General features: G+C 69.4%; 25 protein-coding genes and 1 pseudogene. 12 read left to right on the top strand and 14 right to left on the bottom strand.

The features are described 5' to 3' along the window. Positions 1–236: 236 nt before the first annotated feature. From ACFY0K_RS10805 to ACFY0K_RS10790, 4 genes are all read right to left on the bottom strand, one after another. Positions 237–1400 carry a uroporphyrinogen-III synthase gene (locus ACFY0K_RS10805; protein WP_390639547.1) on the bottom strand — a complete coding sequence of 388 codons (1164 nt, stop codon included), beginning with the start codon at positions 1398–1400 and terminating at the stop codon, positions 237–239. Between the two features lie 88 nt (positions 1401–1488). Next, on the bottom strand, positions 1489–2856 hold the full coding sequence (locus ACFY0K_RS10800) for a nitrate/nitrite transporter (protein ID WP_390639546.1): 1368 nt from the start codon (positions 2854–2856) through the stop codon (positions 1489–1491). 159 nt (positions 2857–3015) lie between these two features. Beyond that, entirely contained in the window at positions 3016–3894 is an 879-nt protein-coding gene (locus ACFY0K_RS10795; protein WP_390639545.1) for a hypothetical protein, read from the bottom strand. Between the two features lie 118 nt (positions 3895–4012). After that, positions 4013–4462 carry an ATP-binding protein gene (locus ACFY0K_RS10790; RefSeq protein ID WP_390639544.1) on the bottom strand — a complete coding sequence of 150 codons (450 nt, stop codon included), beginning with the start codon at positions 4460–4462 and terminating at the stop codon, positions 4013–4015. 221 nt (positions 4463–4683) lie between these two features. Between ACFY0K_RS10790 and ACFY0K_RS10785 the strand changes: the two genes are divergently transcribed. Both ACFY0K_RS10785 and ACFY0K_RS10780 read left to right on the top strand, forming a co-directional pair. Then, entirely contained in the window at positions 4684–5535 is an 852-nt protein-coding gene (locus ACFY0K_RS10785) for a helix-turn-helix domain-containing protein (protein WP_390639543.1), read from the top strand. A gap of 11 nt (positions 5536–5546) precedes the next feature. Next, complete coding sequence (locus tag ACFY0K_RS10780; protein WP_390639542.1) at positions 5547–5732, top strand: DUF397 domain-containing protein; 186 nt, start codon at positions 5547–5549, stop codon at positions 5730–5732. 495 nt (positions 5733–6227) lie between these two features. On the opposite strand, the gene ACFY0K_RS10775 is transcribed toward ACFY0K_RS10780, so the two are convergent. Genes ACFY0K_RS10775 through ACFY0K_RS10750 form a run of 6 tightly spaced genes read right to left on the bottom strand, consistent with a single transcriptional unit; the run spans position 6228 to position 10937 of the window. Further along, positions 6228–6821: a hypothetical protein gene (locus ACFY0K_RS10775; RefSeq protein ID WP_390639541.1), complete on the bottom strand. Its 594-nt coding sequence runs from the start codon at positions 6819–6821 to the stop codon at positions 6228–6230. A 3-nt stretch (positions 6822–6824) separates the two neighbouring features. Next, on the bottom strand, positions 6825–7427 hold the full coding sequence (locus tag ACFY0K_RS10770) for a hypothetical protein (protein WP_390639540.1): 603 nt from the start codon (positions 7425–7427) through the stop codon (positions 6825–6827). 19 nt (positions 7428–7446) lie between these two features. After that, on the bottom strand, positions 7447–8892 hold the full coding sequence (locus tag ACFY0K_RS10765) for a putative T7SS-secreted protein (protein ID WP_390639539.1): 1446 nt from the start codon (positions 8890–8892) through the stop codon (positions 7447–7449). After that, a complete protein-coding gene (locus ACFY0K_RS10760; RefSeq protein ID WP_390639538.1) occupies positions 8889–9203 on the bottom strand; it encodes a hypothetical protein in 315 nt (104 codons plus the stop codon). The genes ACFY0K_RS10765 and ACFY0K_RS10760 overlap by 4 nt, the downstream gene beginning before the upstream one ends. Before the next feature lie 40 nt (positions 9204–9243). Continuing rightward, entirely contained in the window at positions 9244–10290 is a 1047-nt protein-coding gene (locus ACFY0K_RS10755) for a hypothetical protein (protein ID WP_390639537.1), read from the bottom strand. Beyond that, positions 10278–10937, bottom strand: coding sequence for a hypothetical protein (locus tag ACFY0K_RS10750; RefSeq protein WP_390639536.1), 660 nt, complete (start codon positions 10935–10937; stop codon positions 10278–10280). The genes ACFY0K_RS10755 and ACFY0K_RS10750 overlap by 13 nt, the downstream gene beginning before the upstream one ends. A gap of 373 nt (positions 10938–11310) precedes the next feature. Here ACFY0K_RS10750 and ACFY0K_RS10745 point away from each other — a divergent pair, with 373 nt between their 5' ends. The 9 genes and pseudogenes from ACFY0K_RS10745 to ACFY0K_RS10705 all read left to right on the top strand — a co-directional run bounded on the left by ACFY0K_RS10745 (position 11311) and on the right by ACFY0K_RS10705 (position 19888). Further along, a complete protein-coding gene (locus tag ACFY0K_RS10745; protein ID WP_390639535.1) occupies positions 11311–15930 on the top strand; it encodes an RHS repeat-associated core domain-containing protein in 4620 nt (1539 codons plus the stop codon). Continuing rightward, positions 15927–16259, top strand: a complete 333-nt coding sequence (locus ACFY0K_RS10740) for a hypothetical protein (protein ID WP_390639534.1) — start codon at positions 15927–15929, stop codon at positions 16257–16259. The genes ACFY0K_RS10745 and ACFY0K_RS10740 overlap by 4 nt, the downstream gene beginning before the upstream one ends. A gap of 102 nt (positions 16260–16361) precedes the next feature. After that, on the top strand, positions 16362–17096 hold the full coding sequence (locus ACFY0K_RS10735) for a hypothetical protein (protein ID WP_390639533.1): 735 nt from the start codon (positions 16362–16364) through the stop codon (positions 17094–17096). A gap of 31 nt (positions 17097–17127) precedes the next feature. Next, positions 17128–17373, top strand: a complete 246-nt coding sequence (locus tag ACFY0K_RS10730; protein WP_390639532.1) for an SUKH-3 domain-containing protein — start codon at positions 17128–17130, stop codon at positions 17371–17373. Between the two features lie 211 nt (positions 17374–17584). Continuing rightward, positions 17585–17815 (top strand): annotated as a pseudogene (locus ACFY0K_RS10725) (hypothetical protein); the annotation flags it as partial. A gap of 123 nt (positions 17816–17938) precedes the next feature. Beyond that, positions 17939–18406 carry a hypothetical protein gene (locus ACFY0K_RS10720; RefSeq protein ID WP_390639531.1) on the top strand — a complete coding sequence of 156 codons (468 nt, stop codon included), beginning with the start codon at positions 17939–17941 and terminating at the stop codon, positions 18404–18406. A gap of 37 nt (positions 18407–18443) precedes the next feature. Continuing rightward, positions 18444–18728 carry a HEAT repeat domain-containing protein gene (locus ACFY0K_RS10715; RefSeq protein ID WP_390639530.1) on the top strand — a complete coding sequence of 95 codons (285 nt, stop codon included), beginning with the start codon at positions 18444–18446 and terminating at the stop codon, positions 18726–18728. Beyond that, positions 18725–19318, top strand: a complete 594-nt coding sequence (locus ACFY0K_RS10710; RefSeq protein ID WP_351958240.1) for a hypothetical protein — start codon at positions 18725–18727, stop codon at positions 19316–19318. Before ACFY0K_RS10715 ends, ACFY0K_RS10710 begins: the two co-directional genes overlap by 4 nt. 33 nt (positions 19319–19351) lie before the next feature. Beyond that, positions 19352–19888 (top strand): barstar family protein, encoded by a 537-nt coding sequence (locus ACFY0K_RS10705; RefSeq protein WP_390639529.1) that lies wholly within the window; start codon positions 19352–19354, stop codon positions 19886–19888. Positions 19889–19911: 23 nt separating this feature from the next. Here the strand turns inward: ACFY0K_RS10705 and ACFY0K_RS10700 are convergent, their stop codons facing one another. The 4 genes from ACFY0K_RS10700 to ACFY0K_RS10685 form a co-directional block, all read right to left on the bottom strand. Then, positions 19912–21105 (bottom strand): acyltransferase, encoded by a 1194-nt coding sequence (locus ACFY0K_RS10700; protein ID WP_390639528.1) that lies wholly within the window; start codon positions 21103–21105, stop codon positions 19912–19914. After that, entirely contained in the window at positions 21102–23204 is a 2103-nt protein-coding gene (locus ACFY0K_RS10695; RefSeq protein WP_390639987.1) for a glycosyltransferase, read from the bottom strand. The genes ACFY0K_RS10700 and ACFY0K_RS10695 overlap by 4 nt, the downstream gene beginning before the upstream one ends. A 137-nt stretch (positions 23205–23341) precedes the next feature. Then, the gene (locus ACFY0K_RS10690; protein ID WP_390639527.1) at positions 23342–24346 is read right to left on the bottom strand and encodes a hypothetical protein; all 1005 of its coding nucleotides are present in this window, start codon (positions 24344–24346) and stop codon (positions 23342–23344) included. A gap of 190 nt (positions 24347–24536) precedes the next feature. Beyond that, a complete protein-coding gene (locus ACFY0K_RS10685) occupies positions 24537–25517 on the bottom strand; it encodes a LysR family transcriptional regulator (RefSeq protein ID WP_390639526.1) in 981 nt (326 codons plus the stop codon). Positions 25518–25601: 84 nt separating this feature from the next. Between ACFY0K_RS10685 and ACFY0K_RS10680 the strand changes: the two genes are divergently transcribed. Further along, positions 25602–26918, top strand: coding sequence for an MFS transporter (locus ACFY0K_RS10680; RefSeq protein WP_390639525.1), 1317 nt, complete (start codon positions 25602–25604; stop codon positions 26916–26918). Positions 26919–26923 lie beyond the last annotated feature (5 nt).

Raw genomic sequence — 26923 nt, 5'->3', positions numbered from 1 at the left:
GGCTGAATTCGTTCGGTGTGGCACGCCTTGGACCCTACGAAGAGCACTTTTACGGCGGCACCCGTCATATGACGTAGATCCCGGCGCCGGCTGCCCTGCGGGTGCGGCGCCGTCCCCTCCATGCCCCATCGGCCGTGGCCCGTGGCCCGCGGCCGGCCGCGCCGGGACCCGCCGGCGGACAGCGGCCAGGGGGCCGTCGGCTCGGACGCCTGACGTCAGGCGTCAGGCATCAGGCGTCAGACGTCCGCGTACTTCGCGTCCGCCGCCGGGTCCAGCGCCAGCCGGTACCCGCGCTTGACGACGGTCTGGATCAGCTTCGGCGCGCCGAGGGCCGTACGCAGGCGGGCCATCGCCGTCTCCACCGCGTGTTCGTCGCGCCCCGCACCCGGCAGGGCCCGGAGCAGCTCGGCGCGGGCCACCACCCAGCCCGGCCGCCGCGACAGCACCCGCAGCAGGGACATCCCGGCCGGCGGCACCGGCTTCAGCTCGCCGTCGACGAGGACTGCGTGCCCCCGGATCTCGAGGCGGTGGCCGGCGATGGGCAACGCCCGGGCCCGCGAAGGCAGTTCCTGGCAGAGGAGCTGTACGAGGGGGCCGAGCCGGAAGCGCTCCGGCTGGACGGTGTCGACGCCGAGGGCCTGCAGCGGCAGGGCTGTCACCGGTCCGACGCAGGCGGGGACGACGTCGTGGCCGAGGGCGGCGAGCAGGTCGCCGAGGAGTCCGCGGTGCTCGGCGCGGGAGACGAGGGAGGCCGCGGCGGGCGCGCTGGTGAAGGTGATCGCGTCGACCGAGCGGGAGACGACGGCATCCAGGAGCCGGTCCACAGGGCCCAGGTCCTCCGGCGGCATCCACCGGTACACCGGCACCGGCACCACCTCCGCGCCGGCCGCCCGCAGCGACTCCACGAACCCCGGCAACGGCTCCCCGTGCAGCTGTACGGCGATCCGGCGGCCATCCACGCCCTCCTCCAGGAGCCGGTCGAGCACCTCGGCCATGGACTCGGAGGACGGCGACCACTCCTCGGTCAGCCCGGCGGCCCGGATCGCCCCCTTGACCTTGGGCCCGCGGGCGAGGAGCTGCACGTCCCGCAGCCTTTGCAGTAGTTCCTCTCCGAAACCCCAGCCGTCCGCGGCCTCGACCCACCCCCGGAACCCGATCGCGGTGGTCGCCACGACGATGTCCGGCGCCTGGTCGATGATCTCCTTCGTGGCGGCGAGCAGTTCGCCGTCGTCGGCGAGCGGCACGATGCGCAGGGCGGGGGCGTGCAGCACGACGGCGCCGCGCCGCTGCAGCAGCGCTCCGAGCTCGTCGGCGCGGCGCGCGGCCGTGACCCCCACGGTGAACCCCGCGAGAGGGCCGGGCCGGCCGGGGTCCGGCCGCTGCTGCTGTTCCTCGTCCATGGCTGCTCTCCTAGCTGACCCGCATGCCGAACGAGCCTGTCAACGGCGCGTGACAGGCTCGGTTCGGGTTCATGTCACCGGTGTTACGTCACACCTCGGCGTAGCTGAGCTGCGCCTTTGCCTCGGTGGCGGCCGTGGCCCGGTCCCGCACGGCCGGCCGGCGAAGGTATACGGCCCAGGTCACCGCGAAGCACAGGCCGTAGAAGACCAGGAAGGCGACGAAGGCGCCGGTGCCGGAGCCGTAGGAGAGGAACGACTGCCGGAAGGCGAGGTTGATGCCGACGCCGCCGAGCGCGCCGACCGCGCCGATGAGCCCCATGGAAGCACCCGAGAGCCGACGACCGTACGTGACCGCCTCCTCACCTTCCAGCCCCTCGGCGAGCGCCTTGGTGTGGAAGATGCCGGGGATCATCTTGAACGTCGAGCCGTTGCCGAGGCCGGCGAGCGCGAACAGGACGACGAACGCGACGACGAACAGGGGCAGCGACTTCTGCATGCCGGCGGCGACCAGGACGGCGGTGGCGGCGGCCATGCCGACGTAGTTGTACAGAGTGATCTTCGAGCCGCCGTACTTGTCGGCGAGCCAGCCGCCCACGGGACGGATCAGGGAGCCGAGGAGGGGACCCATGAAGGTGAGGTAGGTGGCCTGGAGCGGCGTACGGCCGAACTGGTTCGTGAGCACCTGCCCGAAGGCGAAGCTGTAGCCGATGAACGACCCGAACGTCCCGATGTAGAGGAAGGACATGATCCAGGTGTGGGGGTCCTTCGCGGCGTCCACGGCGGCGCCGGTGTCGTTCTTGACGTTCTCGATGTTGTCCATGAACAGGGCGGCGCAGACGGCGGCGACGACGATCAGCGGGATGTAGATCCCGAGCAGCACGCGCGGGCCGCCGTTCGCTCCGATGACCGCGAGGGCCACGAGCTGGATCGCGGCGACACCGACGTTGCCGCCGCCGGCGTTCAGTCCGAGGGCCCACCCCTTCTTCCTCAGCGGGAAGAAGGCGTTGATGTTGGTCATGGAGGAGGCGAAGTTGCCGCCGCCGATGCCCGCGAGGAGCCCGATCCACAGGAACGTGTCGAACGAGGTCCCCGGCTTCATCACCGCGAACGCGGCGACGGTCGGGACGAGGAGGAGGCCGGCCGAGATGATCGTCCAGTTACGGCCACCGAAGATCGCCACGGCGAAGGTGTACGGGACGCGGACGACGGCACCGACCAGCGTGACCATCGACGTCAGCAGGAACTTGTCCGCCGGGGTGAGCCCGTACTCCGGGCCCATGAAGAGCACCAGCACGGACCACAGAGTCCAGATCGAGAACCCGATGTGCTCGGAGAGCACGGAGAAGTACAGGTTGCGCCGCGCGACCTTCTCCCCGGTGTTCTTCCAGAAGGTCTCGTCCTCGGGATCCCACTCCTGGATCCAGCGACTACGTGAGGTAGGGGCCGGGGCTGTCATGACGCCTCCACGGTGCTCCGCGTGCTCGGTCTGCTACGAGTGACTAGGCCACGAAGGTAGGGAGGCGTCGTTTCCGCGCTGTGGCTGTGGGTGACCGGAAGGGAACGTTGCTCTCACCCCGGGGAGGGGGCGGGTGAGAGGTCCGGGGCGGGGGCCGGGTCAGCGGGGCGGATACGGAGGCTGCTGGGGCTGCTGGTGGTAGGGGCCGGGGGCGTACGGGCCGGCGGGCGGCTGGGGAGGGGTGTAGGGGCCGGGGGCGTAGGGCGCGGGTGGCTGCTGACCGTAACCGGGGGCGGGGGCCGGCGCGGCGGGGCCGACGGGGGGCTGGCCGCCGTAGGGGCCCTGGCCGCCGCCGTACGGGCCGTAGGGACCGGCCTGCTGCGGAGGCTGCGGGGGCTGGTACTGGGGCTGCTGCATCGGGCCCTGTTGCATGGGCACGGGCACGGGTGTGCCGGGCGGCAGATACCGCACCCGCCCGCCCTCACCCGTCACCGGCACGAACCCGGCGGCCCGGAGCCGCTGCGCGAACTTGGCGTTGCGCCCGCGTGTGACGAAGAACCCGAGCCCCATGACCGCCACGAGGAGAACCCATACGACCCCGGAGACGACGAAGGCGCCCGCACCGCCGCCGGCGCGCGCCGCGGCCAGCACCAGCCCGAGGGTGATGCCGCCGGCCCCGAGCAGCATGCGCTTATCGGCGTTCTTCCCGGTGAGGTCGAACTGGATCCGGGCCTTGAGGAGTTCGACCGCGTCGGGCACGAGGGGCGGCAGCGAGACACCGTCGGCGGCGTTCGGGTACTGCGCCCAGTTCTGCGCGGCGCGCGCCCGGCCCTGCGGGCTGTGATCCGGCACGATCATGAGTTCGAGCACGTTGCCGCGGGAGCCGGTGTGGCGGGCGTCGGCGTACTCGTACCCGAACTGCTGGGCGACGAAGGCAAGCCGGGCGAGCTTCTTCACGGAGCCCCAGGCGTTGGTGAGTTCGACGGGCTGCCCACTTGCCATCAACTGGAACATCTTCCGTACCTGCCGCGCGCTCATCGCATCCGCTCCCCGTCGACCGAGCCACTCTTTTCACTTCTGCAACCCAGGAAGTGTTCCATGCGGCGTGCACCGAGAGCATGGCCACCGGATGGATTGACCGGAGCTTGACTTGCCGTCAGGGCTCGCGGACCTCGAACCACAGCAGCTTCCCGGCACCACGGTCGAGCGGACCGCCGTCTCCGACCGACAGGCCGCCCCACGAGTCCGCGTACTCCTGCACGAGTCGCAGGCCGCGCCCCTGCTCGGATTCCGCCGGGACGTACGACACGCGGTCCCAGGGAGGCTCCCCGAAGGGGGCGGGGATACACGGGTGACTGTCCCAGACTCCGACCCGGAGCCGCCCGTCCGCGAGAGCGGTGAGCCGGAGGGAGGCGGGGCCATGTGTGTGCCGGTAGGCGTTGGTGACCAGCTCCGAGGCCAGCAACTCGACGGCATCGAGGGCCCCGCCCCTGCCGTGGCCACTGAGCACCGCTCGTACGGTCATACGTGCGACGCGTGCCGCGCGGGGATCACGGGGCAGGCGAAGGACGTACGTCCAGGTGTCGGGCAGGAATACGGTGTCCACGAGGACCTCCGACGAGAGACGGGACTCGGGTTCGCTCAACGACCGCGCCAGGCGGTGGCTCTGCCAGGGGAGGTGCGCTTCCGGCTTACGGGCGGGGAGTTGGGCGACGCGGAACCACCATAGAACGCCACGATGTAATAATTGACATCACCTAGAGGAAATGCTTGACGATTACCTCCTGTGGGTGACTCATGGGTAACGCAATGACGAGAGAGGGCTCAGTGCCGCCCAGCACCATCCCCACCTTGCGCCAGCAACGTCTCGGCGCCGAGTTGCGCAAGCTCAGGGAGCGCTCCGGGCTCACGTCCACCGCCGCCTCAGGGCTGCTCGGCCTCAAGCAGGCGCAGGTCAGCAACATCGAGTCAGGCCGCTACGCCGTGAGCGCCGACCGCGTACGCAGCATGGCCCGTACGTACAGTTGCGCCGACACCGCACTGGTCGAAGCCCTCGCCGCGATGACCGGCGGGCGCAAACGCGGCTGGTGGGACGAGTACCGGGATCATCTGCCCGCCGGGTTGATCGACCTGGCCGAACTGGAGCACCATGCGACCGAGTTGCGCGTAGCCCTGGTCATCCACGTCCCCGCGCTGCTGCAGACGACGGACCACGCCCGCGCGCTCTTCCGCGCGGTTCACCCGCCGCTCCAGCAGTACGAGATCGAACACCGCCTCACCCACCGCATCAAGCGCCAGGGCATCCTCCACGGAGACGATCCCACCCCATACAAGGCCGCCATTCACGAGGCAGCACTCAGAATGGGATTCGGTGGCCGAGACGTAGCCACCGCACAGCTCAAGCACCTGGTCGCCATGAGCGAACTGCCGCACATCACTGTCCGGGTCCTCCCTTTCGGCAAAGCGAGCTTCCACGGCACAGGCCAAGGCATCGACTACGTCGCGGGGGCGGTACCCCAACTCGACACGGTGCAGTTGGACACCCACCACGGCTGCGAATTCCTGGACGGCGAAGCACAGTTGCGCAAGTACCAATCGGTGGTCGACCACATGGAAGCGTGCGCACTCACCCCTCAAGCGTCCCGAGACCTTATCCACCGCATCGCCCAGGAACTCTGAGGAACCCCGCCATGCCCGAACTCATCTGGCAGAAGTCCACCCACAGCGGCGACGCTTCCAACTGCGTCGAGATAGCAACCGCCTCCTCGACCATCCACATCCGCGACTCGAAACACACCGCCGGCCCCCGCCTCACCGTCACGCCCTCCACCTGGGCCCACTTCGTATCCTGCCTGGCACGGCCTCGGCCCCAGTGACCGCATGGGAACGGACATCCACGGCTGGACAGAGTGCCGTACCTGGCGGGAGGGCCTGCCCTACGACGAGACGGCGTGGGCCCCGGCCATCAGCCTCCCGATGCTGGGGATGCCGAGGGACTACGACGGCTTCGCCTGCCTCTTCGGCGTACGCGACTTCGACGCCACATGGCACCCACGACTGGAGCAGAGGCTTTGCCCGAGCGAGCGGCATCAACACGCTGACGACGTCCCCGGCCGACCTGGCCGCCCTCTGCCCCGAGGGCACGGAATGGCCCACCGCCACCACGCTCTACCGAGCCGAACGAGCCCGCCGCCGCGACGTGGTCCCGGAGGACGGCCGGCCCGTGGGCGCCAGTGTGGACGGTGATGGAGACCTTTGCGGCGGTCCATGGGGAGGGGAACGTACGGTTGGTGGCGTGGGTCGATGAATGACTGTCGCCTGAACGCCGGGCACCGCACCGCTCAGCAGTCACGCCACCGGCTACGGCGATGTCACTTCCAGTGAAGCGACTTGGCAACCGCCTCGAACAGCTCGACCATGGCGTCGGCGAACATGTCCAGGGGAGTCGAGAAGGTGAGCAGGAGGATGGCTTCGGTGCCCGGGACACCGACGGCGTAGTCGACCACTGTCACCGGCAGTTGACTGCCGGAGGAGTCATCGGCCTCCGGCACCGTACGGGTGCGACGCATGGTCGCCGGGCCGGCGAAGGGAAGTTCGACGGCCGTGATCTGTTGAGAACGGCCTTGGGCGTCCAGGCGGAAACCCTGGTCCGGAGGGACGACGGTGACCAGGAGTGAGGAGGACAGGGGCACCGGCCCGATGGAGGTCGTGGAGATGTAGAGCTCCACACCACCATTCTCGTAGCCCTCTTCGGCACGGGCGAGAAGTGCTTTGCTGAATTCCCGTTTGAGCAGTACCGCATCATCCTGACCATCGAAGGCCCGTTCGGCCAGTGCTTTGATCGGCCCTTTCCAGCCGTCGGGCTCAAGCGGAATCCGGAACCAGCCGTCCGGAACAACGAGGCCGTAGTCGGTGGGCGGTACGAGCCCGCCATCGGTGGGCCCGTGAGCGACGGCGTCCGGCATTCTTCAGTCTTCCTTGACTTCAGCAAGTTCCAGCGACTCGGCCAGCGTCTGAGCCAGTTCCAGCAACGCTTCACCGAAGACGAGATTGGTCCACGACATGCGGAACACAAGGACGTTGTCGACCTGCGGCGGAATCACCGCGTAAGTGACCGTCTCCATCATCGTCTTCTTCTTGAAGAGCGAGCCGGTCTCGACGGAGAGAAGTTCCTGGACCCGTACCCCGTGGCCGGCAGGCAGATTGACCTCTGTCACGCTGCGCCGCTCAGGAGAAGTGGGCAGAACATCGTTCAGGAGGTCGGAGAGTCGGTCCAGGGACCGGTAGCCGTCCCCGTCGTAGTCATGGACCTCGTAGACGGCGGTCAGTGCTTTGGCCGCGTCGATCACATAGGCATAGGCGAAGGTGGGGTCACCCAGATCGGCCGTCTCCGCCACACGTGCCAGCGTCGACGCCAGTTCGCGGAGCTCGCCGCGCGGAGCCTCCGCGCCCAGGTGGTCCCTGGCGGCCCGCTTCGCCCACTCGCCGAACTCAGCGTTCTCACCCACCGGAAGCCTGATACAGCCCTCCGGCTCGGAGATCAGACACTGCCACACCACGTCATCGCTCACCCGGAAATCGTCCTCGCGGTCAGGAGCCCACTGTCCAAGCGGACTTCCACTTGTTGTACGCGTTGTTCCACTCCGTGAGGCCATGGAGCTTGTCATTCCCGTCGATGACTGTCGCCGCGACAGTGTAACCGAGCCACCTCTGTCCAGCAGATCGCACATAGTCGGTGAACTTCACACCGCCCATGCTTTCGAACTTGCCCAGAATCGGGACCTCTTTCAGTGCCTTGCTGGACTCGACCCACTCCGGGTTACCAAAAGGCCTGGCTCCCTGCCAAGCGTCCCTGCCGAAGAGTTTCCCCACGTCCTTGAAGTCCTTGAGGCCCTTCACGGCGTCCGCCGTGTCCCGGTAGATCACCTTGGGATTCAGGACGTGTTTGAACTCCCTGAGTTTCCCGAAGGCTCCCGGCAAGTCGCCCGCGAGTCTCCGCGACGCCTCCTCGGCGGCCTGGTTCGCAGCTTTGGCGGCCTTGCCCTTCAGCGTGTTGGCCGCCTTCGCCGATCTGCCGGACAACGAGTTGGCGGCGAGAAAGTCCGCCCGGGCGGAACGACTCGCGGTCTGCACCCCCCGTACACCGGCGGCGGCCGCCTTGCCCGCGCTCAGCGCGGCGCGTCCCAGCCCGAGCGTGAGCAGGGCCACGCCGTCCAGAACCAGGTCGGCGATGCTCGCGTCGCCCGAGAAGACGAGCACCAAGTGACAGGCGAGGGACACCACGGTCGCGAGCAGAGCAATCGCGTCCAGGACACCCGCCAGCGCCCAGCCGATCACCGGGATCCAGCCCACCAGCAGCGAGGCGAGGGCACAGGCTGTCGCCACCCAGCCGGCTATGTCCGCGATGCTCTTGAGCGCTCCCTTGATGTTCTCCCAGGTGGAGTCCTTCAGTTTGTCGTGGTTGATGAGTGCCTCAAGAGCCCGAGCCGCCTTCTCCCCGGCCCGGTTGCGGGCGTTCTTGGCGTCGTGCACCCGCTTGATGGCGTCCTGGACACGACCGTCGACCTCGTCCCGTTTCGTGGTCAGGTCGTGCTTCTGCTGCTCGTAGTCGCTCGCGGACTTGTCCAGGGCGTCGAGCGACTTGTCGAGACAGTCCCGCTCCGCACGGTCGCGCTCGGCGTCGTTACGCGCCTTGTCGGCGGCCTGCTGGGACGACGCCAGGACGGAGGCGTACTTCTCGTCCGGCCGGTCCGTCTGCTCACCCAGGAGGTCGGCAGCCGTCTCGAAGCGATCCAGGACCTTCTTCAGTCGTCCGGCAGTCCCCTCGGCCGTCTTGCGGAACTCGTTCGCGGCATCACTCTGCCAGCCGTCCACACCGCAGAGGGCTTCGATGTTGCCCGTCTGCCTCCTGATGGCATCGGCCACCGAGCGGAATCGCCGCCCCAGCTTCGCCACAGCCTCGGGATCCCCGGACACCGGGTCGGAATCCAGCTCGACCGGTGACCAGTCTTTCGGACGGGACATCGTCCCCCTCACCTCTGGGGCTTCTTCTCCTGCTTGCGGACTGCGTTGGCGAGGTCGGTGTCTATCTGCTCGTAGGCCTGGGCAGCGGCCTTCGTGATGGCCGCGAGCTTGGCCAACTCCCCTTCGAGCTTCCCCCGCTTGTAGTCCCAGTTGTCAGCGAAGTCGTCGAGCCGGTCCGTGAGCTCCTCGTGCCCGACGACCTCCCGGCTCCAGCCGTACTTGCTCTTGTCGTCGAGCCCTTGCAGCTCCTCGACGATCTTCTCGATACCCGTCGAAACACCCTTGAGCACGTCGAGATCGTCGATCCTGGTCCGATCGCCCACGACGCCTCCTACGGCCGGAAGGCTCCGGCCGACTCATCGCTCACCTGTTGACGGACTGGATCTCCTGCACGATGACATCCTGCGACCTGCCGAAGGCACCGTCGGGAAGGTCGTCACCGTTGCCGTCGCTTCCGGTCCAATGGATCTTCCAGGTCACCGTCGCCTTGAGCTGGTACGAGCCGTTGCCGGACGAGCGGAGGTATTTCACCCCACAGGGTGGCGTCTTGCCTGCGTCGCCGGCTGCGTACTCTTCGCCGACACTGCCGTTGTTGAACTCGCAGACGCCGGAGGCGGGGTAGGTGACCGCGTCGGAGGTACCTGGGTCGATCCGGAGGGAGACGGGTTCGGCGGTGGTCGTCGCCGACAGGCCGAGCACCGGGACGCTGGCAGTGACCGACACCGGCTTGAACGTCGCCTTGTCCAGCCAGGCCCAGGTGGCGAGGTTGACCTTGGTCGTACCGGCGGGCTTCAGGCTCACCTCGGTGGTGGGGACGCGGATCTCGTTGTACGCGAGCTCACCGAGGATCTTGGTGGAGATGGTGTTCGGGATGTTGGCGGGAGGGGCGTCGCCCGTGTCCACCCAGAAGTAGGGCTCGTCGCACTTGTCCCAGCCGGGCGGGAAGGACTTGTTGACGTACGAGTCCCACCAGTAGCCCTTGCCGGCCTTGTCCTTGTTGAAGTCCTTGTAGGGATGACCGTTGACGTAGCGGTCACGCTGTTCGGCATCCCACTCGTACCCCGTCGAGTCCGCCGCCCAGATCGGTTCCACGTAGGCCTGGAATGCGGCCGGGCTGTACTTGGGCGCGTACCAGCAGGCCGGCGGTGTCCAGGAGGTGGTGGCGGTGACAGGGCCCACGGAGGCGCCGGAGCCGTTCTTGGAACGGTCGTACACGACGGCGCCGACGGACGAGTTGATGGTGTCGCCGTCCGCTCCGCCGGAGGTGTTGGTGTCAGATCCAGACCCGCCGCCGACCGATCCGCCGCCTCCGGGACGGTCGGCCATGGCCGGCGCGGCCGACAGCACGCAGACGGACGCGGCCAGCACGATCGCTGCGATTCCTCGACGGAATCTGATCACGGCTGGCACTTGTCGGCCCCTCGAGTAGACGCAATCTTCACGAGTTCCCAGACTCCCTTTGCGTTCTTCTCAACCTGGACGCCGTACACGACGTAACTGTTCTTGGTGGCCTTCGTCTTCTTGACGACACCGGTCTTGATGACCTTGTTGTAGCCCTTGCTCTCGTCACCGCAGTAGGTCAGGGAAGCCTTGGTCTTGGACTCCACGGTGACCTGTCGGTCGTAGTAGCGGACGGTTCCCGTGACCGTCAGCCCTCCATCCACGAAGGACTGGACCCATTGCTGAGCAGCAGCGGCACCCTCGCCCTCGGTGTAGTACTCCAAAGCGGGAAGCCGCGGGTTCTGAGCGCCGATGGCCGCGTCCAGCGCTCGGACGAACTCGGCGTTGTCCTTGAGGATCGCGTCCTTCACGGGGTCGGAGTCCTCTTCAGGAGTGAAAGTGAGGGTGTCTCCGGCGGGCAGCGTGACCTTCGGACGGCCAGCAGCCTCCGAAGCCGAAGCACTCGGCGAAGCCGACGTCGAACTCCCCGTGTTCGCCCCCGCGATCTTGCTGTTCGAGTCGGACTTGTCTCCGTCACCTCCACCGCAACCGGCAAGCAGCAAGGCGGCCGTCACACCGGCAGTGGCTGTCGTGAGCAGGCGGGAACGGCGGGTCACGGTGGGCTCCTGGTGGGGCGGTTGGGGTCTGCGAAGCAGCGAATACGGTATCGGGGTCCATCCGGAATGCACCAGAGCGATTTGCTGCACGCCAGCCGCACGAACCGCACACGGCACACCATAGCCGGGCAACTCAACGCCCCCACCACGGCTTTGGTGCCGTCCCGTGACATCGCCGCGACCCTCGGTTGGCCTCCGCAAAGGGCTGCCGGCAGGGCAGGCCCCCGGAACACGGGATGACCCGCAGGTCCAGACAGGGGCACCGATCCGAGCCGCAGTCACAGAGCGGCCTTCACCCCGTACGGGCGACCCCTGTAACTTCACGTGTGCACAGGTTTGTTGATGAGGCGTACGCGACGGGGGTTGCGGGGACATGGCGGGGTATCGACCGGCGGACTGGCATCCACTCGATCTCGACCGGGACCCGACCCCCGGCGACCCGCAGCGCGTCCGCACCCTCGCCACCCAGCTGCACGCCTTCGCCGACGACGTCTCCGACGCGCTGCGTCTGGTCAAGGGCATGGCCGGCGAGGACACCCTCCTGCAGTGGGCCGGCAAGTCGGCCGAGGTGTTCAAGGAGCAGTTCAAGGACGTTCCGAAGAACCTGAAGAAGCTGAAGAAGTCCTACGAGCTGTGCGGGGACGCCCTCGCGGACTACTGGCCGAAGCTGGAGCGGGCGCAGGCCCTGGCGGACAAGGCCCTCGCCAAGGCGAAGGAGGCCCAGTCGGACCTGTCCTCCGCCAAGTCCCGGCTCTCCTCCGCCGATTCCTGGGTCACCCGGGCCACGAAGGAAGCCGACAAGTACAAGGACGACCCCACCGGCAGCAAATCGGACGCCGACAAGCCCGACGAGGGCAAGGTGCGGGCCGCCGCCCGGGATGTGCAGAGCGCCAAGTCCGCGCACACCCAGGCCCAGTCGGACGTCACCAGCGCGCAGAGTGCGCTGGACGCCGCGAAGAAGATGGCCGAGGACGCGCGGAAGATGCGCGACGACGCGGCCGGTGAGGCGAAGCGGAAGATCGACGAGGCCTCCGACGCCGGTATCCCGAACCGGCACTGGTGGCAGGACGTCGGGCACTGGTTCGAGGACAACTGGGACACCATCGTCACCGTCTGCAAGGTCGTCGTCGCCGTCGTCGGGATCATCGCGATGATCATCGGCGGACCCATCCTCGGCGCGATCGTCCTCGTCGCCGCCCTCGTCGTCCTCGCCGACACCCTCTACAAATACTCCAAGGGGCAAGCGTCCCTGTGGGACGTGGCGTTCGCCGCGCTCGACTGCATACCCGGCGGCAAGGGGATCACCAGCCTCGGCAAGCTCGCCAAGGGATTGAAGACCTTGGGCAAGGGCGGCCTGAAAGGCATGGCGCTGGCCCTGAAGGGGATGGGGCCAAGGCTCAAGGGCCTGGGCCGGGAGATGAAGGGTCTCTTCACCTGCGGCGACCCCATCGACATGGCCACCGGGCAGATGGTCATGTCGATCGCGGATCTGTCCCTGCCCGGTGTCCTGCCGGTCGTCGTGGAGCGCAGCCACCGCACCGGCGTTCAGGCCGGCGGCTGGTTCGGACCGAGTTGGACCTCGACGCTTGATCAACGGCTGATCTTCGACGACGACTCCATCCGGTTCGTCGCGTCCGACGGCACTGTCCTGTACTACGCGATCCCGGAGCCGGGCGAAACTACGGGGCCGGTACTCGGCCCCCACTGGCCGCTCACGCGGGGCGGTTTGCCCGACGCGGACTTCGTACTGCGGCAGCCGGAGACGGACACGACGTTGCGGTTCCGCCTCGTACCGGGCGCTCCAGCGAATGAACTCCCCCTGGTCGGTGTGCAGGACCGCCACGGCAACACACTCACCCTGCACCACGCCGAGGACGGCTCCCCGTCGGAACTGATCCATCACGGGGGGTACCGCGTCAGCATCAGCGCGGCGAACGGCAGGGTGACGGCCCTGGCCCTCCTCAGCGCGCCCGGCGAGCCCACACTCCTGCGATACGGATACGACGCGGACGGCCGTCTCACGGACGTTGTCGACTCCTCTTCCGTACCTCAGCGCTACAGCTACGACGAGCGGCTGCGCGTCACGGGCTGGCAGAGCAGAAAAGGCGACTGGTACCGCTACGAGTACGACGGCGAAGACCGCTGCGTCCGCACGGGCGGCGACGACGGCGTACTCGCCTACCGCTACAGCTACGACACCACCACCCGCACCACGATCGCCACGGATTCCCTGGGCCACTCGATCACCTACGTGTTCGACGAGAACCACCGTCCCCTGCGCGAGACCGACCCACTGGGGCACAGCACCCTGCGCGACTGGGACGATCTCGGCCGGCTTGTGGCACAGACTGACCCGCTCGGTCACACCACGCGCCACGGCTACGACGCTGCTGGAAACCTGACCCGGACGGTACGCCCGGACGGCGCCGTGGTGTCGTTGGAGTACGACGACTTCGGCCACGTCACCAAGGTGACGCAGCCCGACGGCAGCGTGTGGGAGTCGGTCTACGACGAGTGGGGCAACCGGGTGGCGGTCATCGACCCCCTGGGCGCCACGACGGCCTTCACCTTCGACGAACAAGGCGGCCTCACCGGCATCGTCGACGCACTCGGCGAGCGCCAGCAGACGCTCGTCAACGATGCCGCGGGTCTGGTCGTCGGCGTCACCGACGTCCTGGGGGCGACCGAGAGACTCGTTCGGGACGCCTTCGGCCGTATCGCCGAACTCACTGACAGTTTCGGCGCGGTGACGCGAGTGGGCTGGACCCTGGAAGGGCAGCTCGCCTGGCGCCACCTCCCGAACGGGAGCACCGAGCAGTGGACATACGACGCCGAGGGCAACCCGCTGGAGTACCGCTCCTCGAACGGCAGGTACACCAGGTACGAGAACACCCACTTCGACCTCTGCACCTTGCGGGAGGACGAGGACGGGAGCGTCGAACGCTTCGCGTACGACAGCGAGCTCAGACTCTGCAGCGTAACCAACGGCGCTGGGATGACCTGGAGTTACGAGTACGACGGAGTCGGCAGGCTGATCGCCGAGACGGACTTCAACGGCCGAACCCTCACCTACGGCTACGACGCGGCGGGGCGGCTCGTCCAACGGACCAACGGGGCGGGTGAGATCACGCGTCTGCGCCACGACGTCCTGGGAAACGTCGTCGCCATGGACGCCGACGGCGCCACCACCACGTACGAGTACGACCTGCGCGGCAGACTCGTCGGTGCCCGGAACACCGAGATCGAGCTGCGCCGGGAGCTCGACGCGGCGGGCCGTCTGCTCGCCGAGTCGTGGAACGGCCGGGAGGTCCGCTCCGAGTACGACGCCGCGGGCCGCCGGGTACTGCGCAGGACGCCGAGCGGCGCGGTCACCCGATGGGCCTACCGGCTCGGGAGGCGAGAGGTCATCCAGCGGATCGGGGAACACGATCTCACCTTCCGATACGACGTCGCGGGGCGCGAGATCGAGCGGGTGATGGGGGAGGCCGCCCGCTTGACACAGGACTGGGACGGCGAGGGGCTGCGTACCATCCAGCGAGTACTCACCGCAGCCGGTGACACCCGGCAGCGGATCTTCCAACACCGTTCCGACGGCGCGCTCACCGAGATCCACGACTCCCGCCATGGCTCGCGGACCTTCACCTTCGACCGCTCCGGAAGGGTGACAGCAGTACACGCCGGCGTCGGCCGGGATGAGACGTACCAATACGACGAGGTCGGTAACCTCACCGCCTTCGACACGTCCGCAGCCGTCCGGGACGAGGAGACGGGGCCCGGCGACCGCAGCTACTCGGGCACCCTCATCAAGCAAGCCGGCCGAACCCGCTACCACCATGACGATCAGGGGCGAGTCGTCCGCAGAGTCACCGGCCTCATATCCGGCGGCAGGCGCGAGTGGCGTTACGCGTGGAACGCCGAGGACCAGCTCACGGACGTACTGACACCGGACGGCCGTCGCTGGCACTACGTCTACGACCCCGTCGGCAGGCGAGTGGCGAAACAGATGCTCGACGCCGACGGGACCGTCCTCGACGAGACGCGGTTCTACTGGGACGAGGACGATCTCGCCGAGCAGGCCGCCGGGACTGTCAGTACGGTCTGGGACTGGGCCGGTGGCCCGGCGCCGGTGGGGCAGCGCGTGCGTGAGGCGCGTCCGCTCGGCCCTGGGATGTCCCAGGAGGAGATCGACGAGTGCTTCTACGCCATCGTCACGGATCTTCTGGGCACTCCGACGGACATGGTGGACACCGAGGGCGGTGTCGTATGGACGCAGTCGTTCACGCTATGGGGGGTCCCCGTCGTCTCGACGGCAGCCCCGCAGGTCGACTGCCCGCTGCGCTTTCCCGGGCAGTACGTCGACGCGGAGACGGGGCTCCACTACAACCACCACCGCTACTACGAGCCCGGCACCGCCCGTTACCTCAGCCCTGATCCGCTGGGGCGGACCCCGGCCCCGAACCCTCACGCCTATGTGAAGAACCCGCTCCAGTGGAAGGACCCGCTGGGGCTCAAGGCTCCGTGTCTCGTCGATCTCTACCATGGGACGCTCGGCCAGCACGCGGACAGCATCATGGCCAACGGGATCGACATGACAGCCTCGGCCCGCAAGATGGACTTCGGGAAGGGCGGCTTCTACGTCACGAACGATCCCCGGCAGGCCCTGGACTGGGCGAAGAAGCTGGCGGACGGCAGGGGCGGGGTGCCGGCCGTCATCCATTTCAAGGTGCCCAAGGCCCAGCTGGAGGGGTTGCGGAGCAAGATCTTCAGCGGGCCGGGGGACGACGTGGCCGAGTTCATCCGGCATAACCGCAACGGTGGCGCCATGCACAACTACGAGCTGGTTGAGGGGCCCATGCTGCGTAACCTCAAGGGATTCCTGAGGGAAGGGAAGCCCCCCGTCCTGAACGGGCACCAGATCGCAATCTTCGGTGACAGGGCCGCCGAGCTCTTCACTGGCTCCATTTTCCGACGAGTAGGACCTCCGACACCATGACAACGGAATTCTTGATGGATCTCGACGAGGGAATGGTCGAGTACTTCCGCGACATCGCGAACGAGATGATCTCCCGGTTCGGTATTTCTCGGGCGGAAGCGGTGGCCAGGATCAACGAGCGGTATCACGACGCGGAGATCTCTGCGTACCCCGATCTCATGTGCCACGAGTTCCCGGAGTTCTGGTCGTACGGCCTGTACTACTACCCGAACGAGTCCGGACGCCTGCCGACCGGTGACGAGGACGACGACGAGGGCTTCGACATGTCCGCCCTGCGCGTCCGCCCCGCGCCTCCGACGGACTCGCCCTACTGGACGCTCGGGGCCTGACCGCCCTGCCTCAAGACGCACACGAAAGGCAACCGATCGAGTGGCATGCGGCCCGACGGTCCGGACGGCCCGTAACCGACCCCGGACACCGCGGAAGGAACCATGGATCTCCAGTCCACTGTCACCGCGTTCCCGCGGGCCACGCCGGTCGACGGCCTCGACCGCGCCTGGACGTGGCGTCTGAACCCGGTGCTGAACTTCGCGGGGGCGCTGACCGGCGACGGCACCCGGCTTCTCCAGATGAACCAGGTGCGCCGGCACAACGAGGCGCTGGCGCGTGCGGTCCTGGCCTTCGCCCACGCGCACGAGCCGGAGCTGACCGGCGAGGGGCGCTTCCTGACCTGCGTCGGCGGCTTCGAGGCGCCCGGATACTCCTTCGACGCCGTCGCGGCCGTCGTACCCGGGGTGCACGGCCACCACCGGGTCCAGAACCCCGACCTCACTCCCCTGACCACCATCGTCTTCCCCGCCTACCGGTGCGAGTTCTCAGGGCGGGAGACGCTGGAGGAGGCGGAGGCCAGGTATCACAAGATGCTGGCGACCGCGGACATCGGCCGCGGGCCCATGCCGTTCCTGAAGATGCGCTTCGACAACCCCCGTACCGACGCAGGCAGCAACAGCCCGGGGCGTGCCCTGGCCCGGCCCGAGGTCCTGCTGGCCGAGATCCCGGAGCTGAGGAACGCTCCCGGCGGGTTCGTGGAGTACGAGAACCACGCCGGTGACGTACGGCGTGTGGAATGGGAGCAGAACGGCACGTGGGTGCTCTCGGACGCCTCCGGGAGGCGTGAGTTGAGGCTCGACGAGCTGCTGCCCCTGGTGGCGGAGAGCCTGCGCTGACCGTTCCCGGCGTGCGGACGGTGGTGTGGACATGGGGTACGACCCGACCTGGTCCCCGGAGACCGGCGGTGTGCTGCGCCGGGCGGGCTGGTGGCCCGACCGTGCGGTGCCGACGGACACCTGGGAGTGGATCCTGCGGGAACGCGGTTCCTTCGTGCCCCACGAGGCGGCGAGGCGGTTCCTGCGCGCTTTCGGAGGCTTGGTGACGTACGGCTGGCCGACCGACCCGGTCGTGACCCACCCAGCCATCAGGTTCGATCCTCTCCGGGCCGAGTGAGAGGACGGGACGTACAGGTGGATGAGCCGACAGGCCAGGACTTCCCTGTACCCGGTGGGCAGGGCCGGCGAAGGGAGTGGCCCACACGTTCAGACGGACGCGCTTCCGAGCCGGAGTCACAGAGCGGCCTTCACCTCATACAGGTGGGGCCTGTAACTTGACGTGTGCACAGGTTTGTTGATGAGGCGTACGCGACGGGGGTTGCGGGGACATGGCGGGGTACCGCCCGGCGGACTGGCATCCACTCGACCTCGACAGGGACCCGACCCCCGGTGACCCGAAGCGCGTCCGCACTCTCGCCACGCAGCTGCACGGCTTCGCCGACGACGTCTCCGACGCGCTGCGTCTGGTCAAGGGTATGGCCGGCGAGGACACCCTCCCGCAGTGGGCGGGTAAGTCCGCGGAGGTGTTCAAGGAGCAGTTCGAGGACGTCCCGAAGAACCCGTCGACGAGGGCGATCTGACCAAGCTGAAGAGGGCGGGCATGATCAACAACACCAACAAGCAGCGGGTCCTTCCGCCCAAGTGCGACGGGTGAAGGCGCGGGGATGAGGAGGGAAGGGGACATGGCATCCGGATGGGATTGGGCGGGCGGCGAAGGCCTGCTCGGTCTCGACGATCCCGCGGAATGGGACGCCGCGTTCGCACGTGGAGAGGACCGCCTCGGGACGGCGGTGATCGGACTGGCACTCAACTGCCCGTTGGCAGAGGCTTCCCCCCGGATCGTGCGGGCGATGCGGATGCCGGATCCGATCCAGCGGGGGTTCGCGTTCACTGCGGCGGGCGACACGGCCCGGATCAACGGCGCACTCACGCCGGAGTTGTACGAAGCACTGCGCGCGGAGGGGCCGCATGGCTTCGCCACCCACGCCATCAGGGACACGCTGACCTTCGTACCGTTCCGGGATCTGCCGCCGTGGTTCAAACGCCGGTGGGTGTATGTCACCGTATGCAACAAGCTGGAGTACTGGTGGCATCGCATCCAGGACGCGATCGGCGATGCCTGGCGGGCCCTGCGGCGCCACCGCGGCTGAGCCGACCGGCAGCGGAGCAGTGCAGGGCCCTGGGAACGTGCGCCGACTGCTCGGAGAGTTGCGGGCCCCGGAGGGAGTCGAGCCGGTCGCCGCGCTGGTCCGGGAACGGAAGTCGACCGACGGTCCTTACTTCACCTTCTGTGTCAAGGCCCTCCAGTCTCTGGGTGAGATCGGCACCTCCGAAGCCGTCGGCTTCCTGCGCGGCATCGCCACCGGAGATCCCGCAGTCTGGCCCGACCCACTGCGCTGGCATGCCGCGGAGGAACTGGGCATCGAGGACGAGCTGGGCTTCGACGAAGACCGGATGCTGGGCGGATCGTGAGCGAAGAGCATGCGCCGGGTGGCGAGGGCGACGCACCGGTCCCCGACCTCGACGAGATCGAGGAGATGTGCGCCGTGGCCACGCCCGGGCCCTGGTTCGTCAGAGACCTGGACGACAGCCATGCCATGAACCTGCGCGCGGTCAGCACGGTGGCGGACACCGGACGCCAAGAACGGTGGCCCGGCTTCGACCACGGGGAGCTGATCGCGGCGACGCTGGTGCAGGAGCCACGTTATGTGGACTGCGCCGACGAACGCTGGGACGAGAACGCGGCCTTCATCGCGATGGCGCGGGAGGCGGTGCCCCGGCTCGTGAAGGAGGTGAGGCGTCTTCGGCGACTCCTCGCGGCTGCTGTGCCCGGAGACGGACCTGCAACGGAGGCCAGCACCTTCGCGTACCGCTTCCGCAGCCCGCTCGGCGGGTTCGCCGCCGATCTGACGGCGGGGTGCGTGGCCCCGGGCGCGGAGGACGGCCTCTCCCGAGCGCCGTGCACACGGGGCCAAGCGCTTCGCGAGAGGCCGGCTCCCGCTGCTGCCCGAGGACGACGCGGGGCGAGAGGATCTGGAGAAGTCCCTGAACGAGTTCGGTAACTTCGTGGCACAGCTACGTCGAGGGGAACGCCAGTGAGCAGCAGCAGTGCCCCCGGCCCCTGGGTGGTTCTTGTTCCGGAGGAGTCCGTCGACGTCCGGCGGCAGTTGTCGGAGCTGGCAGAAGACGGTGGGCGAGTCCACCACTTCGACGCCCGCGATCTGATGACCGCGCAGGGTGTCTTCCGCGCCTTCGCGGAAACCCTGCGCTTTCCCGGTTACTTCGGGTGGAACTGGGATGCCCTGGTCGACTGCCTGGGCGACCCGTGCGGCGAGGTCACGGGAGGGGGAGCGGGGATCGCGGGCGTGGTGCACGGCGCGGATCTCCTGGTGGAGGAGGAACACTTCCCGTTGTTCGTATCGGTTCTCTGCCAGGGCGCCGACCGCGCGAACTCGGCGGTGGACCTCGACGGCGACCCCCTGGACCGGCCCGCCGTCGCCGAACGCTTCGTCCTCGGATTCCGTGACTTCGACCGCGAGAGGATCGCGGCCCGTGTCGAGCAACCCGACCTGATCCTCACCCTGGGGGACGGATTCGTGGGAGCCGCGCTCGATCCCGAGGAATGGCACTGAGGGAGCCCTGAGTCTCCGGCTGCTCAGCGCGCCCGCCGGCGAGCCCGCCCCCGGCGTGCCCCGCTCGGCCACAGCCGTGCCCGGCGCCCCGCCGCAACGTCCTCCACCCACCCGAACGCCACCACCGCCACCGCGATCAGCGGCCAGACCACCACGAACATCCAGAAGCCGTAGGTGGAGTCGAGCAGCCCGGACGCGCGGTCCGAGTTCATGAACGGCAGGTTGTAGGCCTCGTCGATGATGGGGACCGTGGCCATGATCAGCAGGTTGTGCCAGAGGTAGATGGTGACCGCGCGGTTGTTGGAGAGGGTGATCCATCGGTCCCAGCGGCGGAGGCCGCGCGGTAGCTGCCGCCAGGACGGGGCGTACTGCAACAACACCACCACCGCCCCGAACGACCAGCATGCCTGGGCGAGCGGGATGTCGTTGAGGTCCCAGCCGTCGGGGCCCTGGTGACCCGACGCCCACCACAGGCCCGCCGCCATCACGAGGCAGGACAGCGAGACCGCCGCGTAGCGCGGGACGCGGGCCAGTGTGCCCTCCTGGTGGGCGAAGCCCAGGATCCAGCAGCCGCCGTACACCGCGAAGTCCGTCACCGCGTTGCCCGTTTCGCCGGGGATGGAGACCAGGCCCGTGCCGATCGCCGCCGTCAGTGCCAGGGGGGCCAGGACCGTCGGCAGCGGGGCCCTGCGGAACGCCCGCAGCAGCAACGGCGACAGCAGGACGAACCACAGGTACGCGCGCAGGTACCAGAGCGGGCCCGCCGCCTGTTCCGCCCAGGTGTCGTCCAGCAGGCCCGACGCCGAGCCGAGGTGTTCGGGGTACGGCGGAGCGCCGACCGGGAGGAAGTAGAAGGCGAGTCGGGACCAGCCCCTCCAACCGCCGCCCACGTCCGGGTCCTTGAAGGGGTTCCAGCCCGCCGTGAACATCATCGTCAGCAGGACGGTGCTGAACAGCCAGAGGGGTGGCAGGAGGCGGCGGAGCCGGGAGCGGATCACGCTGCCCGGCGGGCGGTTCAGGCTGCGGGCCATCAGGGAGCCGGCCAGCGCGAACATCACGCCCATGGAGGGGAAGAGGACGGTCAGCCAGGGCCAGCCGAAGAGGTGGTAGACCACCACGCGGAGCAGGGCCAGGGAGCGGAGGAGGTCGAGGTAGCGGTCCCGGCCGCCGCCGGTTCCGGTTGCCCTGCCCGTGCCCACCGGGGGTGCCTGCGTCATGCCGCCGGCCTCTCCCCCGCGGTGCCCGGTGCCGCCCGCACCACTCCCGTCCGCCGCAGCTTCTGCCAGCGCAGGCGGCCACCGGTCAGCGCCGTGATCCAGGACTGGAGGAGCACGACGTACATGAGCTGGCGGTAGAGGATCTGCTGGAGCGGGAGCGAGACGAGGTGGGTCATGCGTTCGCGGTCCAGGCGGAAGGCGTAGGCCGCGCAGACCGCCTGGACCGCCAGGATCCCCAGCCATGCGCCGATCGTCCTCCGCGTCGGGCCGAAGACGATGCCGTAGAGGAGGAACGCGTCGATCAGGGGGGCCAGGAGCGGGGCCACGACCATGAACAAGGAGACCAGCGGGAGGCCTACGCGGCCGAAGCGGCCGGACGGGCCGCGGTCCAGCAGGGCGCCCCGGTGTTTCCAGATCGCCTGCATCGTGCCGTACGACCACCGGTACCGCTGGGACCAGAGCTGGGAGACCGACTCCGGGGCCTCCGTCCAGGCCCGGGCCCGTTCCGCGTAGACCACCCGCCAGCCCGCCCGGTGGATCGCCATCGTGATGTCGGTGTCCTCGGCGAGTGTGTCGTCGCTCATGCCGCCGACCTGTTCCAGGGCGGTACGGCGGAACGCGCCGACCGCGCCGGGGATGGTCGGCATGCAGCACAGCACGTCGTACATCCGGCGGTCCAGGTTGAAGCCCATCACGTACTCGATGTGCTGCCAGGCGCCGATCAGCGAATCCCGGTTGCCGACCTTGGCGTTGCCGGCGACCGCGCCGACCGCGGGATCGCCGAAGGGCTGGACCAGTTCCCGTACCGTGGCCGGTTCGAAGACCGTGTCGCCGTCCATCATCACGACGATGTCGTGACGGGCGTTGCGCAGGCCCCGGTTGAGGGCGGCGGGCTTGCCCGCGTTCTCCTGGCGGATCACCCGGACGCCCGGCAGGTGCAGGTTCTCCACGATCCGTGCCGTGCCGTCCGTCGAACCGTCGTCGACGACGAGGACCTCGACGGGGTGTTCGCTCGCGGTCAGTGAACGGACCGTGTTCTCGATGCACTTGGCCTCGTTGTAGGCGGGGACCAGGACGGAGACCGGTTCGGTCACCGGGCGGCGGCCCCAGCGGAAGCCCTTGCGGCGGACCCTGCGGGCGTGCAGGGCGGAGAGCCAGAGCATCAGGGCGAAGCGGGCCAGCACCGACGCGCCGACCACCGCCAGGCCGACCACCAGCACGCCCGTGATGCCGTCCGCCGCCTGGACCAGGAAGATCCAGGCCCTGCCCTGCCAGAGGTCGGTGCCGGTGACCGGGGTGTGGGCGCTCGGGGCGTGCAGGGCCTCGGTGAGGTTGTCGACGGTGTAGCCCTGCTTCTGCAGGAGGGGCAGGAACCTGTCCAGGGCCTCGACCGTCTGGTGGCGGTCGCCGCCCGAGTCGTGCATCAGGACGATCGCGCCCTTGCCGTCGCGCGGGGTGGTGTTGCGGATGATCCGGTCGGCGCCCGGCTTGCGCCAGTCCTCGCTGTCGATGTCGTTGACGACCGTGATGTAGCCGCGGGTGCCGATGTACCGGGTCACCGGCCAGGACCGGTTGTCCATCGCGTCGGCGAAGGAGGAGTACGGCGGCCGGAAGAGGGAGGTACGGATGCCGGCCGCGCCGGTGATCGCCAGCTGGGTCTGGGACAGCTCCCAGTCCGTGCGCCGCTTCGACTGGTACGACAGGTCGGGGTGGCTGAAGGTGTGCACGCCGACCTCGTTGCCCTCGGCCACGATGCGCCGGACCAGCTGCGGGTAGCGGGAGGTCATGGTGCCGGTGACGAAGAAGACGGCGTGCGCGTGGTGCTTCTTCAGGACGTCCAGGACCTTCGGGGTCCAGGTCGGGTCGGGGCCGTCGTCGAAGGTGAGGACCAGGTGGTGGTCGGGGATGCGCAGGGACGTCGTACGGCCGTTGCGGGTGTCGATGACCGGGCCGCCGTCCAGGATCTTCGCCGGGACCCTGTCGGTGGCGGCTTCGGGGCGGATGCGGTGGTCGGCGAGGATCTCGCTGTGGACGTAGCCGCGCAGCATCAGCATCGCCATCAGGGCGGCGAGGACGAGGACGGGCAGCGTCAGCCGCATGGGGAGGCGGCGCCGCCGGGAGGCGGCGGTGGCGGTCGGGCGGCGGCGCCGGGAAGCGTCGGCGGTCGGGCGGCGGCGGGAAGCGTCGGCGGTCGGGCCTCGGCGGACGGTCGGGCGGCGCCGGGTGCGGGGCGCCATCACAGGACGGGGGCGGGAGTGGAGGTGCCGCGGGTGCGGGTCTGCCCGTGCGCGCCCTGCGCGACCGGGCCGCCGGTCGGGGCGGCCGACTCGCTGGGCGAAGCCGGGGGCGGCGAGGAGGCGGGAGATGCGGGCGGTTCCGAGGAGGGCGGCACCGTGGACGGCGAGGCGGACGTGGACGACGAGCCCGGCTTGGGCGAGGAGCCCGTCACCCCCGCGGACGACGTCGTCCGCGCGGACGCCGACGCGCTCGGCCCGGCGGACCCCTTTCCGTTCCCCGGCGTCCGGGAGGAGGCGCCTGACGACGGGGTCGTGCCGCCGCGCACGGCCGGGCCGGCCACCGAGGCGCCGTCGTCCGAGGTCGGGGGCGAGTGCGCGGGCCGCGGCGAGTCGTCGACCTTGCCGGCCGGCCTGTCGGCGTTCTGCCCCGGCACCGGCAGCCAGGGCGCGTCGGAACTCCCGGACAGCAGGGTGACGACGATCACCACCGCGTAGACCGCGCAGGCGAGGCCGAGGGAAATCCCGACCCTGCGGAACCGGCGGCTGCGGCGCCCCGACTCGTCGACGAAGACGGGGACGGGGACGAGGCCGTCGGGAGCGCCCGAGCCTTCGGAGGCACCCGCACCCCGTGAGACGCCGGAGGCCTCCGCCGCCGCGGACCCCGTCGGCGCTGTGGGCCCCGTCGGCCCCATCGGGCCCACCGGCCCCGTCGGCCGTATTCGTACGACACCGACGTCGTTCTGGACGGTCACCTCGTCCGGGTCGTGGACGAGGTCCGTGTCCGGGCCACGCAGGAACACCGGGATCGGCGGCTCGACCACGCTCCACGGGTCCCGTAACGCGGCGGTCCGCAGCACCTCGGTAGCCCCGCCGGCCCCACCCGTTCCCGCCGACGCGCCACCGCCACCGCCACCGTCACCACCACCGGCGCCGGGTGTCCCCGCCTCCACCCCGTCGTCCCCCGCCACCGGCACATCCCGGGCGTCCAGGGCCACCTGCGGCATTTCGGGTTGGGTTTCTTCTCGCCAATTCTTCACGCGCGTACATCCCCCCACGGGAGTGTTCCGGGCGCACTGACGAACCCGAGCACACGTCAACGGAACGGGCCCCCACCCGCTCCGAGCGCCCCCTTGCAACTCTCCGCGCTCGGGTCCATGAAGCTAGCGCACGGGGGAGATCCGTGTTCCCGATGTGTCATTTGCGGTCGTCCATCACCTCTTGATCACTGGCTGGAATCCATCCATCGGGCGGACGCTGGAGCCATCGTTCCGTCCGCCCGATCTCGGCGGCCGCCCGCCGCAACGCGTCGACTCCCGGATGGACCAGCCCCTTTCGCCACACGAGCGACACAGGCGACAACGGGACCGGATCGACCAGCGGCCGCGACACGCTCCCAGGTATGGCCGGAAAACCCACTACCGCGAGGATGGGATACCGATCCTTGGCCATGACTCGCCGGAACTCCTCCTCCCCGACGGCCAGCGGCAGCGGCGGCGCGACCGCGGTGCCTCGCCCCTCGAAGAGGCGAAAGGCCAGGTCAGTCCATTCCAGGGTGCGCTCGTTCCCGGCGCCGGCGTACACCGTCTCGCCCGCGAGCGCGGCCAGCGGCACCACGTCCAGGGCCGCGAGCCGGTGCTCGGAGGGGAGAATTACGGCCATGGGTTCGAACCGCACGGGCTGGTGTTCGAGTCCGGAGCGCAGCGCCGGATCCAGTCCCGCGAACCGCCCGAAGGACACGTCGAGCCGCCCCGCGAGGAGTTCGGCCGCCGCCCCGGTGAGCCCGCTCTCGTAGCGGGCCATCAGCTCGCAGTCGGGGGCGAGTTCACGGGCCCGGTACAGGACGCGGCGGGCGGTCTCCAGGCCCGGGGAGTTGAGGTCCACCAGCAGTGGCCGGGCCTGCCCGAACGCGGCGAGCAGGGCGTCCTGGGCGGCCAGCACCCGACGGGCGTACGGCAGCAGCCGGGCACCGTCGGCGGTGAGGCTGACCTGCCGCGTGCTGCGCAGGAACAGCTCGGCGCCCAGCTCCCGCTCCAGCCGCCGTACGTCACGGCTGAGCGCCTGCTGGGCGACGTACAGCCGGCCGGCGGCGCGGGTGAAGTGCAACTCCTCGGCGACGGTCACGAAGACGCGCAGCAGCCGGGGTTCGATGTGGGCGGGCGAGGCGGGTGCTGACATCTCGCGAACTTACAACACAGGTGCGTGAATCGGCGCCGAGCAGGTGTTGGACCCCTTGATCGGTCCGGCGCGACGGTGGTGTCCATGCCGAAACCGACTCAGCCGAGCCCCCGCGAGATCGTCCACACCGTCACCGCCGACTCCCTGGTCACCGTCGACTTCAGCCCCCGATTCGACGGCCGCTCCCGCTCTCGTCCCCGCCGTCGCCCACCCGGCCCCTACCGCCGCCTCTTCGCCCTCCCCGGCACCCGGGCCTTCACCGCCGGGAACCTGCTGGCCCGGCTGCCCATGGGCATGTTCAGCGTCAGCGCGGTCGTGATGATCGCCGGGTCGCGCGGCTCGTACGCCCTCGCCGGTGCCGTCACCGCGACCGGTCTCGCCGCCACCGGTCTCGCCGGGCCCTGGATCGCCCGGCTCGTGGACCGGTACGGGCAGGCCCGGGTCGCCGTACCGGCGACCGTCACCGCCGTGCTCGGCAGCCTCGCCCTGCTGCTCTGCGTCCGCTACGGCGCCCCGGACTGGACGCTGTTCGCCGCCTACGCGGCCACCGCCACCACCCCCAACCTCGGCGGCATGTCCCGCGCCCGCTGGGCCCACCTGCTGCGCGACGACCCGGGCGCCCTGCACACCGCGAACTCCTTCGAACAGGCCGCCGACGAGCTGTGCTTCATGCTCGGGCCGGTCCTCGCCTCCTTCCTGACCGGCACGTTCTTCCCGGAGGCCGGCACGCTGGTGGGCGCGGTGCTGCTGCTCACCGGCGCGCTGCTGTTCGCCGCCCAGCGGGCCACCGAGCCACCGCCCCGGACCGGGCCGGCCGGCCCGCGCACACCGCTGCGCATCGGCCCGCTGCTGGTCTGCTTCGTCGCGACCGGCGCGGTGTTCGGTTCGATGGAGGTCGTCACGATCGCCTACGCCGACGCCCAGGGCCACCGTTCGGCGGCCGGTGCCGTACTGGCCCTCCAGGCGGCCGGATCGTGCGCGGCGGGCCTGCTGTACGGGGCGCTCCGGCCGGCCGGACCGGCCGAACGCAGGCTCCCCGTCTGCCTGTTGTCGATGGCGGCGCTGATGTCCCTGCCGCTGCTCGCCGCACGCGCGGTCGACAGCCTGTGGGCTCTCGCCCCCGCCCTGCTCGTGGCCGGCATGGCGACCGCCCCGACCATGGTGACCGCGATGACCCTGGTCCAGGACCGTACCCCCGAGGGCCGCCTGAACGAGGGGATGAGCCTGGTCGTCACCGCACTGCTGACCGGCATCGCCTGCGGCTCCGCGCTCGGCGGCTGGGCGGCGGACCACGTCTCGCCGACGGCCGCCTTCGTCACCCCGGCCGCCGCGGCCGTCGCGGCCCTGGCCGTCCACGCAGCCAGTCGAATCGCTTCGCCCAATTCCCGCCGCGCCCATTGACGCCC

The organism is Streptomyces sp. NPDC001507, from assembly GCF_042894765.1.
In the GTDB taxonomy this organism is placed as follows: domain Bacteria; phylum Actinomycetota; class Actinomycetes; order Streptomycetales; family Streptomycetaceae; genus Streptomyces.
The sequence above is the reverse complement of the archived record's forward strand: the minus strand, read 5'-3'. Positions and strand labels throughout refer to the sequence as shown.